Origin of the sequence: Rheinheimera hassiensis, from assembly GCF_022436675.1 — a bacterium.
Classification (GTDB): domain Bacteria; phylum Pseudomonadota; class Gammaproteobacteria; order Enterobacterales; family Alteromonadaceae; genus Alishewanella; species Alishewanella hassiensis.
Window position 1 is genome coordinate 1 of the sequence record NZ_JAKUJZ010000011.1, and the last position, 16,408, is coordinate 16,408.

At 46.1% G+C, this 16,408-nt stretch carries 14 protein-coding genes; 6 read left to right on the forward strand and 8 right to left on the reverse strand.

Translation table 11 applies throughout. The annotated features are described in order from the left end of the window. Positions 1–68: 68 nt before the first annotated feature. The 6 genes from MJX74_RS19825 to MJX74_RS19850 all read right to left on the reverse strand — a co-directional run bounded on the left by MJX74_RS19825 (position 69) and on the right by MJX74_RS19850 (position 7,755). Positions 69–3,752 carry a hypothetical protein gene (locus MJX74_RS19825; protein WP_240224748.1) on the reverse strand — a complete coding sequence of 1,228 codons (3,684 nt, stop codon included), beginning with the start codon at positions 3,750–3,752 and terminating at the stop codon, positions 69–71. 317 nt (positions 3,753–4,069) lie between these two features. Beyond that, complete coding sequence (locus MJX74_RS19830; protein ID WP_240224749.1) at positions 4,070–4,594, reverse strand: hypothetical protein; 525 nt, start codon at positions 4,592–4,594, stop codon at positions 4,070–4,072. Positions 4,595–4,759: 165 nt separating this feature from the next. Further along, entirely contained in the window at positions 4,760–5,740 is a 981-nt protein-coding gene (locus MJX74_RS19835; protein ID WP_240224750.1) for a LysR family transcriptional regulator, read from the reverse strand. A gap of 156 nt (positions 5,741–5,896) precedes the next feature. Continuing rightward, positions 5,897–6,439, reverse strand: coding sequence for a 1,2-dihydroxy-3-keto-5-methylthiopentene dioxygenase (locus MJX74_RS19840; protein WP_240224751.1), 543 nt, complete (start codon positions 6,437–6,439; stop codon positions 5,897–5,899). Further along, on the reverse strand, positions 6,436–7,119 hold the full coding sequence (mtnC, locus tag MJX74_RS19845) for an acireductone synthase (protein WP_240224752.1): 684 nt from the start codon (positions 7,117–7,119) through the stop codon (positions 6,436–6,438). Before mtnC ends, MJX74_RS19840 begins: the two co-directional genes overlap by 4 nt. Positions 7,120–7,122: 3 nt before the next feature. Beyond that, on the reverse strand, positions 7,123–7,755 hold the full coding sequence (locus tag MJX74_RS19850; protein ID WP_240224753.1) for a methylthioribulose 1-phosphate dehydratase: 633 nt from the start codon (positions 7,753–7,755) through the stop codon (positions 7,123–7,125). A gap of 105 nt (positions 7,756–7,860) precedes the next feature. On the opposite strand from MJX74_RS19850, the gene MJX74_RS19855 reads away from it, so the two are divergent. From MJX74_RS19855 to MJX74_RS19880, 6 genes are all read left to right on the forward strand, one after another. Next, positions 7,861–9,006, forward strand: coding sequence for a pyridoxal phosphate-dependent aminotransferase (locus tag MJX74_RS19855; RefSeq protein ID WP_240224754.1), 1,146 nt, complete (start codon positions 7,861–7,863; stop codon positions 9,004–9,006). Then, complete coding sequence (locus tag MJX74_RS19860; protein WP_240224755.1) at positions 8,994–9,776, forward strand: amidohydrolase; 783 nt, start codon at positions 8,994–8,996, stop codon at positions 9,774–9,776. Before MJX74_RS19855 ends, MJX74_RS19860 begins: the two co-directional genes overlap by 13 nt. A gap of 67 nt (positions 9,777–9,843) precedes the next feature. Next, positions 9,844–11,007, forward strand: a complete 1,164-nt coding sequence (locus MJX74_RS19865; RefSeq protein ID WP_240224756.1) for an MFS transporter — start codon at positions 9,844–9,846, stop codon at positions 11,005–11,007. Positions 11,008–11,062: 55 nt separating this feature from the next. Further along, on the forward strand, positions 11,063–11,488 hold the full coding sequence (locus tag MJX74_RS19870; protein WP_092795188.1) for a cytidine deaminase: 426 nt from the start codon (positions 11,063–11,065) through the stop codon (positions 11,486–11,488). Positions 11,489–11,491: 3 nt separating this feature from the next. Next, on the forward strand, positions 11,492–12,802 hold the full coding sequence (deoA, locus tag MJX74_RS19875; protein ID WP_240224757.1) for a thymidine phosphorylase: 1,311 nt from the start codon (positions 11,492–11,494) through the stop codon (positions 12,800–12,802). Positions 12,803–12,887: 85 nt separating this feature from the next. Further along, positions 12,888–13,769: a hypothetical protein gene (locus MJX74_RS19880; protein WP_240224758.1), complete on the forward strand. Its 882-nt coding sequence runs from the start codon at positions 12,888–12,890 to the stop codon at positions 13,767–13,769. On the opposite strand, the gene MJX74_RS19885 is transcribed toward MJX74_RS19880, so the two are convergent. Together MJX74_RS19885 and rho are read right to left on the reverse strand one after the other, a co-directional pair. After that, on the reverse strand, positions 13,719–15,014 hold the full coding sequence (locus MJX74_RS19885) for an NAD(P)/FAD-dependent oxidoreductase (RefSeq protein WP_240224759.1): 1,296 nt from the start codon (positions 15,012–15,014) through the stop codon (positions 13,719–13,721). The genes MJX74_RS19880 and MJX74_RS19885 overlap by 51 nt on opposite strands. 93 nt (positions 15,015–15,107) lie before the next feature. After that, positions 15,108–16,373: a transcription termination factor Rho gene (gene rho / locus MJX74_RS19890; RefSeq protein WP_068237568.1), complete on the reverse strand. Its 1,266-nt coding sequence runs from the start codon at positions 16,371–16,373 to the stop codon at positions 15,108–15,110. Positions 16,374–16,408 lie beyond the last annotated feature (35 nt).

The following is a 16,408-nucleotide window of genomic DNA, read 5'->3' on the forward strand; positions in this document are numbered from 1 at the left end:
TGGATAACGCAGCGCCGTTTCCGGGCGGCGGCCATGGCCTGCAGCGGGTGTAGCAGAGTTAGGATCAGTTATTTAGAAACTATATCTTTCAAGTTTGACTTTCTAAACTCAACTAACCTTGGATTTGACAAATCTAATATGTTAATCCCAGTATATATCGAGTCGGAAACATTACTTATTGATAAAGATAGTTTATAAAGAGATTGCCATTTTTCAATGGATTTTTCACCAGATATTTTATATGTAAGAGCTGTGGCAAGAATTTTATAGCCATCGTGTTTTATACAATTTTCGTACGGAAATCTATCGATCAAGCCAGATAACATTGATGTTATTTCAGATTTCTGCGCCGTTGAGAATGATGAACCTTTAAATGACACGTCTAGCGCGTTGACTAGTTTTTTCAGGTCATAGTATGCAAGAAAATCTTTTTTATACATACCTATCAGCCAAACTATATTTTTTACATCTAGGTATGATAATTTATAAGAGTTTTTTGAGTTGTAGTAATAGGGATCACCTAATAGCCGTTTGTCAAATAGGTATGAAATTGTAGAGTGAACTGTGTCATCGAATATCGACTCTGAATTGATTTTTGATATGTATTTTATATATGTGTCTTTGTCATAACTAAGAACTATAGGTAGGCAGTTAGACGCTACAATGCTGTACTCTCTATCGAGAGAGTCTTTTCTCAAATTAAGCTCACCAAATATTTTCTGTTCAATTATATTCTTTGCAACCGAATCATTTCCAGATATTTGGTATGATGAGATAAATCTTGCTAAGAGTCTGCTTTTTTCCGCACTATCACCAATAGATTCTATTAAAGATGAAAGGACAATTTTATTGCTTTCAGAGTTAATTCCGTTCTTTAATAATTGGTAGTTCGTTCTAACCGCTAAATCTATACTCCGATAAATACCATTCTTTACGTCGTTACTACTAATCTGGCAGGTTTCCCTATATGAAACGATTTTTCTCCGTAGGACATCGGCTAGTTCTTTATTGCTTTCGGAAATAATTCTGGTAGCGTCAAATCCGAAAGTTATTTTATTCCAATCACCTTCAATTTTTTCCCAGTTTGCTATTATCTCATCGAATAATATTTTAGATCTTTCGGTGGTAAGAAAATTCTTACTTTCACCAATTCTAATTAACATAGATGAAAAAACTATTTTGTCTGCATAGTTGTCTATCTTGTTTCTAAGCTTTCTCAGCCTTTCATAGTCACTGCTTTTTGGAGAGGATAGTTTTTCGAAATTATTTATTAGCTCATAGATTGCTTCAGCGATATTTACTGATGAATCAATTTTTGATATATAGTCACACGCTACACTAACACTAAAATCATCAGAACTGACATAGCTTTTTACTATGCAAGTTAGAGCCTTATCTCTTCTATGTAAAGTGTTGAGTTTTGAACACCAATCATAAGAATTTTTTAAATTAATTCTCGCTTCTATTCTAAGGCAATCGCGCAATACACTATATTGCTGTGCTGAGATCTTAATTATACTTTCGAAGAGACTGTTCTTATATGATACTACGTCACCTCTATATTGTGTATAGTTATGTTTTTCCCATAGACTGTGGATTGTTAATGTGCAGTATAGCTTGTGAACTAAGCTAGCATCTGACGACTTTATATCCTTATATATATCTACATATCTCGTGCTGTTGCCCATTGTTTTGTATTCATATGTAGCGATATTTGCTAGTAGGATAAAGTAATCTCTTCTAGGGCCGGATTTTTCCGCTGTCATTATCTGAGATTTTAGCTTATTACATATGATATTGTATTCATTTCCGCTATGATGCAATAGGCAGTATGACATATCTCTAAGAACTGATGCTGTTGGAGAGTAATCAGTTGTATCTATTATCAAGTCAATACAATACATTACGGCAATTTTTATATCTGGATTTTTAGAAAGCTTCTTTATGATATCTTTTAATACTGTAATTTTATCGCCAGGGGTTATCTTCATGGAGGATATTCTTTTAACTAGTTCATCTATCCTTTCATAGGATTTTATATCTTTTATACTTTTAAGACTTTCTCTGAGCATTTCGCTTATGTCGAATTTATCTAAGTCAAGTTCGTCAATGCCATTTCTATTTTTCGCTAAGGCTTCCAAATACAGCCTTGCATAAGCAAAATCATTCTTGTTCTCGCCACTTTGACCTTTTATATCAACTTTAGATATCAGTGAAAAAGATAGTTCCGGCAGGATTTTTGAAAGTGATATAGATATATCCATCACCTTTTCCATATTGAGATCCTCGGGTTTTATTTTTTCATATAAAAATTTTATCTCTCTTATTATATTTTCATCTTTATATTCACCGTGACTATTAAGATAGTTTGCTATTGTTGATAAAGAAATTATCTTATCTTCAATTATTGAGGTTTTATTTGCTAAAGCTCTTGCTAGCTCCAGATCGCCGCAAGCTAAATGGGTTTCTATCTCACTATTCAATGAGGATGATGCAGATATATCTCTTACAAGAGTATTTAAATGCGAAAATTTAATAGAATCTTTTACATTGTCCTGTTGGGCGGACGACTCAAAACCATGTCTAATTGCTTTGCTTAATATATTTGTGCTGTTTGTTTCTGAATATATTAACTTTAGGCTTTCTGGTTGAAGCAATGAAGTGATGCTTTCATGTTTGTTTGAATTGCTATATAGTTTTATTTTGTCAATGATGTTCTGGCCTGAGTCTCTTCTGGATTCGAATATTTTCGTTAGTATGTCTGTTGCATTGCTTCTAAATTCCAGCCTTTTAGAGACGCAGAACTGTTTCATTGCCTCGCTAGAAAAATTGACTTTGTCTTTTTCTATTTGTACAAATGAAACTTTAAGAATGTCATCTATTGTTGCATTCTCTCTCGTTATTGATAGTGCTTCTTCTGTGGATAATGGAGTTTCTGAGTATGTTATGCAGTCAATAAGTGGTTGTAGTCTTGATATTGCGTCTAGATTTAGATTCCATTCCGTATCGAATAGGTTTTTATTGTGATCACCGAAGTCATTCAGTATATTATCTATACTTTCTCCACTGTCTAAAATTCGCTTTATTATTTCTATTTGACTTGGAATAGGTCTAATTGAAGAAATTAAATATTTTACTTGCTCTTCTGATATTTCTGGTATTAATTCTAGAATTTCTTGTTTTGTCAGTAGTGGAACTGGTATGACAGTTTTTGCGGTAATATCACTTGCCATCGATTCATATGTTTTTTCACATGAAGTTCCAATTAAAAATTGAAGGCCTTTCATATAGAATGGCATGTTAGCAAGGATTGATTTTACGACATCGTTATTTTTTACCTTTTCTAATCCATCTATTGCTATATATAATTTGTTGTTATTATCGAAATTTCTACTTATTTTGGTTTTTATTTTTGATATTATTTCATTCGCCGAAATAGAGTCTTCTGGTGCGGGTTTTAAATCTACCAGCCATGATAATTGATTATATAAGTCATCGAGTATATCTAGTTCAGTAATTGAGCCAGAGTGAGCTTGGTTTATAAATAACGCAATGACGTTATTTCCTAGACTGTATATAGCTTGCTTAATTGCTATAGTTTTACCAATGCCATTTTCTCCGGTTAAAATTACATATTTTTTTCCTAGTTCAAAATGATAATTGATATTCTTTATTAAATCATCTCTCTTGATTTCATGCTGCAAATTTGGATATTCGAATCTTGAATGATGGAATGCGTAATCTAGTTTCATCGTAGAATTCTCTTAGAAGGATTACCAGTAACCTAGATTAATGTGAAAAAAATAGCAACAAAACTATTTTGAATCACTTTAACTTGCTTGTTCTGATTGATGTTCTAGATTTTAGGTGCTGATGTTCGTTTCGGGATTAGTATTTTGAAAAAAAGCAGAGTTACACCGGGGAGTAGTAACTCTGCATACACGGGGGAGTGTAATCTTTGTTGCAGTAAACAGGCGCTTACTCTGTTTACTGCCGGGGTTTCCTTACAAGTTAGTGCAGGCGCTTACTCTGCAATAACTTTTTGTTTCTGTTAGGTTGCAGACGTTACTTATTCTGCTGACACCATCGCGATGTCTAAGCCATTGTTGGCTTTGTTCAGTGCTAACTCTAACCGTTGCAGGTTGTGCTGACTTACGTCGCTGCGGTTTAACTCAGCTGCGCGTTTAAAGTCGGCCAGTGCTGCCAGGTTATCGTTTTGTAACAGGCGCAGTACGCCACGGTTAGTCAGGGCATAAGCACGCATTTCGCGCTTGTCGCTGCTGCTAACGTGATGAAACTGTTGGGCTGCCGATACCGCGCTGTCGCATGCACCTGATGCCTGCTCCAGTTTGCCGCTTTTAGTAAAGCCAACGCACAGGCTCATTTGACGTGAGAAGTTATCTGCTTCTGCACTGCTGTTTAATGTTTCGCTGATACCCTGATCAAATTGGCCGGCCTGTAAGGCGGCTACGCCAGGAGTATCTTCAATAAGTACCATTTTATAGCCATTGGTGTTGGCTGATGCGAGAAATGAACCCGAGGCCATCAGCATCAACGCCAAAGAACTGCCTAATTTAACTGATCTCGCTTTCATAGTGTGTTGCTCCCAATTTCCCATCCAGGCAGCCGCTATCGGTCTGCAGGTGTAAGTTTGAGCAAAAGCACTAAACTTGACAAACGATAAAAAAAAATGCGACAGGTGAAATAAATTCACCTATAAGTCGCTAATGTTTGTCATACAACGAAAAAGGGAAGAGGTTTACTTATCTAAATGAAAGCTTTGCAGGATCCAGTCGATCAACAGCTGAATTTCATCGCGGTGGGGATCGTTGTCGTGCCGTACCAGATAGTAGCGATCGCGGCTAAGCAGTTCTTGCTCAAATAAACGCTGCAGGCTGCCATTGGTAAACCAGCCGTTGCTAATGGGCAGCGGGATTAACGCAACGCCTAAACCTTGTTGTGCTGCGCGCGCTACACTGAACATGCTGTCTAACTGGATAATTTGTTTTGGCCTGAAATTATGATACCCCACGTGTTCTGCCCAGCGATGCCAGGCGTAAGGGCGGGCCTGATGCAACAGCAGCGGCACTTTTTCCAGAATGCGATAGCCTTTACTGTGCCATTGCTGGTACTGCTGGGCATTGCAGGCTGGCACATAGCTGATGGGGAATAAATCGTAGGCGATGTTTTCTTCCGGCTTTTTACCCGACAGAATAATCGACAGATCGGTGTATTTCTGGCTGTCGCGGCGTGATTTTACCGTTTCCAGCTTCAGGTTAATATTTGGGTATTGTTCTGACCAGCCAATCAACCGGGGCACAAATAATTCACTGGCAAAAAATTCGGGCATCGAAATACTGACTTCCAGCATCCGTTGTACCTGGCTGAATTCGCCTATTGTTGCGGCCAGTTGCTGCATCAGTGGTTGGATAGATTGATAAAAACGTTTGCCGGTTTCTGTCAGCACTATGGAACGGGTTTGACGCTCAAATAACTGCAGGTTGAGGTTGTCTTCCAGCTGTTTAATCTGGTGACTTACCGCAGAGGGTGTCAGGTACAGCCGTTTCGCCGTTTCTTTAAAGCTTAAACAGTCTGCCGCGACACAAAAGCAACGCAGGCCGCGCATGGGTGTATGCATTGGCATTATGTAGCACTCAATCTCATTTGTTAGTCGCTGGTTATAGTCGACGAAGGTTGCATTATCATTAATAACACTGAATTTATGCTTAACGTACTGCATAAACTGCACCAATGCTGATCACACGTAAAATCATAGCTTAATGATTTGCGCCGGTGGCTGACTGCGCCAGTTTAGCGCAGCAATTGCATCAAAATATAGCCACCGATAATTTTATATGTAGAAAAATTGTTATTTATATCAGTATGCTGTGCGGCATTACGTGAGTAGTGGAAATTGGTTGGCGATGCTGCTGCCGGTAAAGTTGGCTACCCAGCCGTCGGCATTGTTAAACAGCCGTATGGCGGTAAATTCCGGCTCACTGCCCATATCAAACCAATGTGTAGTCCCGGCGGGTACGCTGATTAGGTCGTTCTGTTGGCACAATACCTGATACACCTTACCGGCAATGTGCAGGCAAAACAGGCCCTGGCCACGGACAAAAAAGCGTACTTCATCTTCACTGTGTGTATGCTCTGCCAGAAATTTTTGCCGCAACACGGTTTTGTCGGGGTGCTTGGCACTAAGCGAGATAACATCCACGGTAATATAACCACGTTCTTGTTTTAAGCGCTGAATATCTGCCGCATAAGCCTGCAGGATAGTTTCGTTACTACTTTGTGCCGTTACTGCCGCGCCGGCCTGCCATTGCTCAAAGCGGATGCCTGCTTTGGCAAGCTCAGTGCTGATATGTTCGTTGTCGCTGGTGTCAAGCAACGGGGTTATAGCGTTGTCGCTGGCATAAACAGTTAACCGGCTCATGGTATCTGCTCCTGGATCTGGTCAAAACTGTGGGCAATGGGGTGATCTGCTGCCGGTTGGCCTTCTCGGATCAATTGCACTGTGGCAATACCCAACGCTCTGGCGGCATCGAGTTCGGCTACTACGTCAGACAAAAATAACACCTGCTTTGGCGGCAGCTGTAACTGCTGCAAAATAGCGGCATAAGATGAAATATCACGTTTGGCGCCAACACGGGTGTCGAAATAACCGCTAAACAACGCCGTTAAATTGCCATAGTCGCTGTACTGAAACAACAGCTGTTGTGCCTGCACAGAGCCAGAGCTATAGACATACAGCCTGATACCAAGGTTGTACCAGTGTTGTAATTGTTCAGCTGCGTCGGCATACAGGTGGCCGGTAAAAGCACCGCTTTGGTAGCCATGTTGCCACACCATACCCTGTAAGGTTTTTAACGGTGTTACTTTTTTATCTTCAGCTATCCATGCCAGTAATTGGGTAATAATCTGTTCTGCACTGGCTTCAGGCTGCTGCATCAGGTCGCGGCAGGTGGCCAGCGCGGTTGCTACATCGGGCTGCGTCGTATTAGCCCGGATAAAAGCGGGCAATTCACGCGCGGCATAGGGGAAGAGGATATCGGTAACAAAACTTATCCGGCTGGTGGTGCCTTCAATATCAGTAATAATGGCGGAATACTTCACGGTCTACCTTGTTAGCTTTAATCGTTCCAACTCGCAGTTTATAAGAAACTCCCAACCTTCTAAATGCCTTTTTGTCTGTTCCAGGCTGTAACCCCAAACATACAGGCCATGGCCGCGCACCAGTAACGCAAAATTCAGTGGTTGCTGCTGCCAGCGCTGAGCTACTTGTTGTGCCAGTGCCGGGATATCCTGGGTATTGTCAAATATCGCCAGCGGGCAGGGCGCTGCATGGCTGCTGTTACCGCTAATGGCTTTTTGCATTTCGTAGCCCTGAAAGTTATAGCTGTCCTGGTTTATCAGCCGCGAAAACACTGTAGCGTGCACTGAGTGGGTGTGCAGTACCGCTTTAATCCGGCTATCCAATTGATAAAGCTGGGTATGCAGTGCTGTTTCGGCAGACGGTGTGCCAGGGCAGGTTAGCTGATTATTCAGCCAGCTAACAGGGAGTAAATCTTGCGGGCTTAGTTCGCCTTTTTCTTTGCCAGAAGCGGTAATCAAGGCGCTGTGTTCGGTGCTGCGGACAGAAAAATTGCCGCCGGTAGCGGGCACCCAATGGCGGTTGGCGATCCAGCGCCCTAACGCGCACAACGCTATGGCATTGGGGTTAAGCTGATGCAACTGGGCAGAGTCATTCATTATTATCAGGCCTGATAGTTATACGTTTGAACGTTTAGATGTCTATACATAAAACGGGCTAAATGATAGCATTCAAGCCGGTTTTAGCAACTTTTTCTTGCCCGCATGACACTCAAAAGCAAACTGCCAGCCGTTGGTACTACTATTTTCAGCCAGATGTCGCAACTGGCTGCACAGCATCAAGCCATTAATTTATCTCAGGGTTTTCCCGATTTTGCACCTGATAGCTTATTGCTGCAGCATCTGACCGATTACAGCCAGCAGGGGCTTAACCAGTATGCGCCCATGCCGGGTATTGCGCCGTTGCGTGAGCAAATCGCGGCTTTGGTGCAACGTTGTTATGGCCGGGCAGTGTGTGCCGAGCAGCAGGTAACGGTAACCAGCGGTGCGACCGAAGCGCTGTTTGTTGCTATTAGTGCCGTAGTCGCGCCGGGCGATGAAGTGATTGTTTTTGATCCGGCCTACGACAGCTATGTACCGGCGATTCAGTTAAACGGCGGCACAGCCGTGCATCTTGCGCTTAATGCACCTGATTACCGGATTAACTGGCAACAGGTCGCCGAGGCAATAACGCCGCGGACTAAACTGATTATAGTAAATAGTCCGCATAACCCGACTGGTATGGTATTTCATAAGGAAGACTGGCTGGCTCTGCAGCAACTGGTTTTAGCGCATAATTTGTACTGCATCAGCGACGAAGTGTACGAACATATGGTGTTTGACGGCGCGGTGCAGCTAAGCGCCAATAACTTTGCTGAACTGGCCGCGCGCAGCTTTATCGTTTCATCTTTTGGTAAAACCTTTCATGTTACCGGCTGGAAACTGGGTTACTGCGTGGCGCCCTGCTCGTTAACGGCAGAATTTCGTAAAATACATCAGTATGTCACCTTTTCCAGTTTTACTCCGGCACAATATGCTATTGCTGAGATGTTACAGCAGCAACCGCAGCAGGTTAGTGGCCTGGCTGGGTTTTATCAGCAGAAGCGTGATCAGTTTGTCAGTCTGTTACAGGGCAGCCGGCTGGAGCTATTGCCTTGTCAGGGTACCTATTTTCAACTGGCAGATTATAGCGCCATTAGTGAGTTGGACGATGTGGCGTTTTGTCGCTGGCTGACAACCGAGCACAAAGTGGCGGCTATCCCGTTATCGGTATTTTATAACCAGCCACCGCAGCGCCGAATCATCCGTTTTTGCTTCGCTAAACAAAGCAGCACGCTAAAAGCTGCTGCGGAGGTGTTATGCCGGATATAACAATGCCGCTAAATGTTGTGCTGGTGCAAACTGCACTGCAGTGGCAAAACCCGGCCGCAAACCGGCAGCAACTGGCAGAGCAAATAAGCCGCATTCAGGGAGCCGATATCATTGTGTTGCCGGAAATGTTTACTACGGGGTTTTCGATGCAAAGCCAGCATATTGCTGAACCCGAAGGCGACACCCTGGGTTGGCTGCAACACCAGGCACAGCAAATTGGCGCAGCAATGGTGGGCTCGGTGGCTACCCGTACAGATAAGGGATGTGTTAACCGCTGCTATTTTGTGACACCAGAAGGCCATGTAACGCCCTATGACAAAAAGCATCTGTTTCGCATGGCAGGTGAGCATCAGGCATATATAGCAGGTGATCAGCGTGTAGTGGTTAACTGGCGCGGTTGGCGTTTTTTATTGCAGGTGTGCTATGACCTGCGTTTTCCGGTGTTTAGCCGTAATTGCCTTGATTACGATGTCGCGCTTTATGTTGCTAACTGGCCAGCGGCCCGGCGCCATGCCTGGCGTACGTTGCTACTGGCACGGGCAATAGAAAACCAGGCCTTTGTGCTGGGTTGTAACCGTGTTGGTACCGACGGTAATGGCATACAATACAGCGGTGACAGCCTGATTGTCGATTATCTGGGGCAGGCTGTCGCAGATCAGGCCGTGGCACAACCTGCAGTGCTGCGCGCTACGTTAGACTATGCACAGCTTAAACAGTACCGGCAACAATTTCCGGCTCATCTGGATGCTGATGCTTTTGTGCTGAGCTAAGCTTCTACAGTCCTGCAGTATTTTCATTTACCGGTATTACCATTTACCAGTATTACAAGGAGCGGCTATGTCGCGCTTACACCCCACCGCGGTGATCTTCAGCGGTTTTTTCTTATTGGGTAACCTTATTATTCTCTGGGGTATGTTACTGCCAGACATGGCAAAAGCGTTAAATATGGCGCCTGCGATCAGCGGTGTGTTTTTCAGCTTAATGTCGGTAGGCACTATTGTCGGTGCCATCATCGGCGGCAAATATGTACAGCGTTTCCATTTTCTGCGTTTATTTGCATTTTTAGCTATTACTGAATCGATTTTGTTAAGCCTGTTGTCAGCCGTCAGCAACTGGCAGCTACTGCTGCCGCTGATTGTGCTGGTGGGATTAACCTACTCAGTGATGTTCACCATCGGCCATACTCTTATTGCCCGGCTGTTTGCCAATAAACGTGCAGCTATGATGGGCCTGATGGACTTTATGTTTAGCCTGGGCACCTTAACAGCACCGCTGTGGGTGGTGATGCTGTACTGGGTGCTGGATGACTGGCGTTGGCCAATCCGTATTATTGCGCTATGCCTGCTATTTGTCGGCTTATACAGCTGGCAGGTTGCCAGAATGCAGCCTGTACTGGCCGGGCGCAGCCACAGTGGTGGTAAAAGCCTGTCTTATATTACCGTGCTGCGCCAGCCTATTTTTTTATTGCTGTTACTGGTGATGGTAGGGTACGGCGCAGCAGAATGGGGCCAGGGCAACTGGTTTGTCAGCTACGCGGTAGATGGTTTGGGCTATCAGGCTGAAGATGCCCGCTTGCTGCTAGCCTGGTTTACCGGTGGTATGGTGCTTAGCCGGCTTGGTTTTGCATTGCTATTGCGTTGGCTAAGCAGTGCTCAACTTATGTTGCTGCTGGGCGCTTTTACGGTGGCAGGCGCCTTTGTAGTGAAGTTAAGTAATGGTAGCGAATTGCTGGCGCTGGGTAACTTGCTGTTGGGGCTTGGTGTGGGTGGTTTGTTTCCGCTAATGTTATCTACTGCTATGGATCTGGACAGCGACAATGGCCCGGTATTGTCTGGCATCGCCAGTATTGGCAGCTCAATTGGCTTCCAGTTTGCCGGTTTGTTAACCGGAGTATGGGCGCAACAGGCCGGTATTGCACAGGCATTTTGGCTGATACCACTGGCCAGTATCTGGCTATTTGGCTGTTTGTGGCTGTTTCAGCGCCGCTTAGGCAGGGCTTGACCACAGAGGTATTCGCAGTAACACTATACAGCCATAACTAACATGAGTTTAACCAGTGAGCGAAATTAACTGGGCTGCCCTGCAACAGGCAGCACAACAAGCTGCCGCGCAGGCTTATGCGCCTTACAGCAAATTCCCCGTTGGCGTGGCGATATTGGCCGAGAGCGGTAAAATTTATACCGGCTGCAACGTTGAAAATGCCTCATATGGTGGCACTGTGTGTGCGGAGCGTAACGCCATAGGCGCAGCGGTGGTGGCCGGTGAGCGCAAATTTACCGCGCTGATGGTGTACACGCCGCAAGACATGCTAACGCCACCGTGCGGTATCTGCCGTCAGGTCATTGCGGAATTCTTTAGCCCTAATGCCCCTATCGCCAGTTGTAACCATTTGCACCAGCAGCAAAACTGGAGCTTAGGCGAATTACTGCCAGCGGCTTTTACACCCACCTATCTGGCCAACAGCACTAAAGTTGGAGCTTAATACATGATCCCGCAAGAAATTATTAAAACAAAACGTAACGGTGGTAATTTAAGCCAGGCCGAGATTAAGCAATTTGTCCGTGGTTTAACCGACGACAGTTTCAGCGAAGGCCAGGTGGCTGCACTGGCGATGGCTATTTATTTAAATGGTATGCAAACCGATGAAATTGTTGCGCTAACGCTGGCAATGCGCGACAGCGGTACAGTGTTTAACTGGCAAGGCAAGTTAAACGGCCCGGTGGTGGATAAACACAGCACCGGCGGTGTTGGTGACAAAGTGACCTTAATGCTGGCGCCTATGGTGGCAGCTTGTGGTGCCTTTATGCCCAGTATTGCCGGCCGCGGTTTGGGCCATACCGGCGGCACAGTAGATAAGCTGGAAACGATTCCAGGCTACAGCTGCACCCAGAGCCTGGAGAAAATTCAGCAGTTATTGCCACAGTTAGGTTGCGTTATTGTAGGCCAGAGCAGTCAGTTGGCACCGGCCGACAGGCGTTTATATGCCATTCGTGATGTTACCGCTACGGTGGAGTCTATTCCGCTTATAACCGCCTCTATTTTATCGAAAAAGTTATCTGAAGGTTTAGATGCGCTGGTAATGGACGTAAAAATTGGCAACGGTGCCATTATGCGTACCGTCGATGATGCTTCGGCATTGGCCAGCAGTATTGTTAATGTGGCTAATGGCGCCGGCGTGCCAACCCGGGCACTGCTGACAGATATGAACCAGATTTTAGGTAACACAGCCGGCAATGCGCTGGAAGTGATAGAAACACTGGATTATTTAACCGGTAAATACCGTGAGCCCCGCTTGCATCAGGTAACACTGGAGCTGGGCGCCAATATGCTGCAATTAGGCGGGCTTTATCAGGACAAGGCCAGTGCGGTAGCTGCGCTGGAACAGAGCTTAAGCTCAGGCAGAGCAGCAGAGATTTTCGCTAAAATGGTGGCTGCGTTAGGTGGGCCCGCAGATCTGATTGAAAAACCACAACAGTATCTGGCTAGTGCGCCTGTGGTACAGGATATTATTACCCCACAAAGCGGTTACCTGAATTACAACAATACTGTGGGCTTAGGTATGGCGGTAGTGCGTTTAGGTGGGGGCCGTTCGCACCCCAGCCAGCAAATTGACCCTGCAGTGGGTTTTAGCCATATTCTGCCAACAGGTAGCAAGGTACAGCAGGGCGATGTGATTGCCAAAGTACATGCCGCCAGCGAAGGTGCTGCCGCAGTAGCCGCAAATGAGTACCTTGCAGCATTGGATCTGGCAACGACAGCAGAGTCGTATCCTCTGGTGCACCATACTATTGGTTGAGTGGTTGAGTGGTTGAGTGAGAGGCTGATTGACGTTGTGCCCCATTATTGGCTACAGTTAAAGTAATCAATTTCGGGGCACAGCCATGCTATTACGTTGTTTGCTTTTGCTGCTAGCCAGCAGTGCATACGCCAAGCCACAGCTTACCTGGCTGCAAACCGACTGGCCGCCGCACCAGATTGTTAGCGGCCCGTTTCAGGGCCAGGGCACCTTTGATTTACTACAACAACAGATTATGGCTGCGCTGCCGCAGTTTACCCATGACACCCGTTTGGTAAGCCTGGCACGGTTGGAGCAGATTTTTCAGCAGTCAGAAACCGGTAGCTGTGTACTGGGAGCTTTATATTCAGAAGAGCGTGCACAAAGCCGGCTATTTTCGGTACCGATGGCGGTTGGGCCAGCAGTGGCAGTGGGCTATATTACCGGTAAACTGACTACTCATCCTGCCATGCAGCCAGAGGGCGCTGATATCCGCATGCTGGCGCTGGATAAAACTATCAGAGGAGCGTTTCAACCGAACCGGCTATATCCCGATGTTATTGCGGCGCTGCTGCTGCATCCGGACAATAATCTGAGCAGCCACGCCTTTACCAGTGAGATCAATGCGGCAGGCTTGCTGGCGGGTAACCGGGTGGATTATGTGGTGGAGTACCCTGAGCGGATGCAGTATTACAATCAGTTGCTGCCTGAAGCCGCAGCGTTGGAACACCGGGCGATAGTGGGCGCTAATGTTGCCAGTGTGTCTTATATTACCTGCAGTACAGACGAGGTGGGGCAGGCTGCAATAACTGCAGTGAATAAGCTGCTACCCAAGTTGTGGCAACAAGCAGCGTATGTACAGGCAATGCAACGTTGGCTGGATGACAGTGCCCGGCGACGGCTGAGCACTGATCTGCAGCAACTACAACAACAGGCGTTAATGCAACTTAAGCCGGGGCCGGACGATGCGGTTGATCCGGGCCACTAAACTGATCACCAGCATTTTTATCCAGCCGTGCAGCGCAACCTGATGCATACGATACAACGAGATATACGCCAGCCGGGCAATACGGCCTTCTATCATCATGGCACCGCCGACTAAATTGCCCATTAGACTGCCGACAGTACCAAAACGGCTCAGTGAAATTAACGAGCCGTGGTCTTTATAATTAAAATCGCGCAGCGCTTTGCCGTCTAACTTAGCCAGAATATTAGTGGCGACCAGGCTGGCCATCTGATGCGCCGACTGCGCCCGTGGCGGCACCCATTTATTGTCTGCCAACGGGTAACCGGCACAATCGCCAATGGCGTAAATGTGGCTATCCAGTGTGGTTTGCAGCTTGCTGTTTACCAGTAACTGATTAATGCGGTTATTTTCCAGGCCGTCGAGCTGATGTAAAAAGTCCGGCGCTTTAATACCGGCGGCCCACACCATCAGCTCAGCATCCAGATGTTCGTCGCCCAGTTGCAAACCATGGGCATCGGCAGCGGTAACTCTGGTGCTCGTGCGCACATGCACACCCAGCTTTTGCAGCTCTTTTAACGCCGCATTGGCAATTCGTTCCGGCAGCGCGGGCAAAATACGCGGCCCGGCCTCTATTACACTGATATTTAACCGGTCTTTACGTAAATCGGCAAAACCATATAAATTCAGTTCTGCTGCCGCATGATACAGTTCGGCAGCCAGCTCTACCCCGGTAGCACCGGCACCCACTATAGCGATATTTAATTTATCCTTCGGATGACCAGGCGAATTCAGTTTTAAGTAAGCATCAAGCAAGTGGCGCTGGAAGCGCTGCGCCTGAGATGGGCTGTCTAAAAAGATACAATGCTCAGCTACGCCAGGCGTATTAAAGTGGTTAGATACACTACCAATGGCCAGCACCAGATAGTCGTAGACCAGCTCGCGTGCAGCCAGCACTTCTTCACCATCATCGGCATATACCGGCGCTAAAGTAACAGTTTTTTGCTGCCGGTTCAGGCCGTGAAAGCTACCGAGCTGAAAATCAAAACCGTGTGTAGCGGCATGAGCCCGGTAACTAAGCTGATCAATTTCAACGTCGAGGGTGCCGGTGGCGACTTCATGTAGCAGGGGTTTCCAGATATGGGTAAGGTTGCGGTCAATCAGGGTGATATGCGCTTTGCCTTTACGGCCAAGTTTATTGCCTAAGCGGGTTGCCAGCTCAAGGCCGCCAGCCCCTCCGCCAATAACCACTATGCGCGGGCGTGTCATATGCTACTTCCTTCTGTGAAAAATAAAGCAGTACAACGTCTTGCCGTTAAACTACAGGCAAGAAAAAACCGGCACGAAGGCCGGTTTTGTCAGTTAACTTTTTTGCCGTTTCATGGCATCGAAGAACTCGTCGTTGGTTTTGGTCATCAACAGACGGTCTATCAAAAACTCCATACACTCGGTTTCATCCATCGGGTGCAAAATTTTGCGCAGGATCCACATTTTTTGCAGTTCTTCAGATGAAGCCAGCAGTTCTTCACGGCGGGTGCCAGAGCGGTTAAACTCAATGGCCGGGAATACACGACGCTCAGCAATTTTACGCGACAGGTGCAGCTCCATATTACCTGTACCTTTAAATTCTTCGTAAATTACTTCATCCATCTTAGAGCCGGTATCTACCAGCGCGGTAGCGATAATAGTTAAGCTGCCGCCTTCTTCAACATTACGTGCTGCACCAAAGAAACGCTTTGGTTTATGCAGGGCGTTGGCGTCAACACCACCGGTTAATACCTTGCCGGAGCTTGGGATTACAGTGTTATAAGCGCGGGCTAAACGGGTAATAGAGTCGAGCAGAATAATAACGTCTTTTTTGTGCTCAACCAGCCGTTTGGCTTTTTCGATTACCATTTCAGCCACCTGTACGTGGCGGCTGGCAGGTTCATCGAAGGTAGAGGCAATAACTTCACCTTTTACCAAGCGCTGCATTTCGGTTACTTCTTCCGGACGCTCGTCTATCAGCAGTACCATTAACACGCAATCCGGGTGGTTAGCGGCAATAGATTGGGCGATATTTTGCAGCAAAATGGTTTTACCGGCTTTGGGTGGTGCCACGATTAAGCCGCGCTGGCCTTTACCGATTGGGGAAGCTAAATCCAGTACCCGGGCGGTGATATCTTCACGGCTGCCGTTACCACGTTCCATGCGCAAACGTGAATTAGCATGCAGCGGGGTTAAGTTTTCAAACAAAATTTTGTTACGTGCCTGCTCCGGGCGGCCGAAGTTAACTTCGTTTACCTTTAACAGTGCAAAGTACCGCTCGCCTTCTTTGGGCGGGCGGATTAAACCGGAAATGCTGTCGCCGGTGCGCAGGTTAAAGCGGCGGATTTGGCTGGGCGAAACGTAAATATCGTCCGGGCCGGCCAGGTAAGAACTGTCGCTGGAGCGCAGAAAACCGAAACCGTCCTGCAGGATTTCCAGACAACCATCACCGAAAATTTCTTCGCCGTTCTTGGCGTGGGATTTTAAAATGGCGAAAATAATGTCCTGTTTGCGCAGGCGGGCCATATTTTCCTGGCCCATAGACTCAGCCAATTCAACCAGCTCGCTAATTGGCTTCAGTTTCAGTTCTGTTAAATGCATATTGATTGGGTTTCTTGTTGATATATAAACAGGGT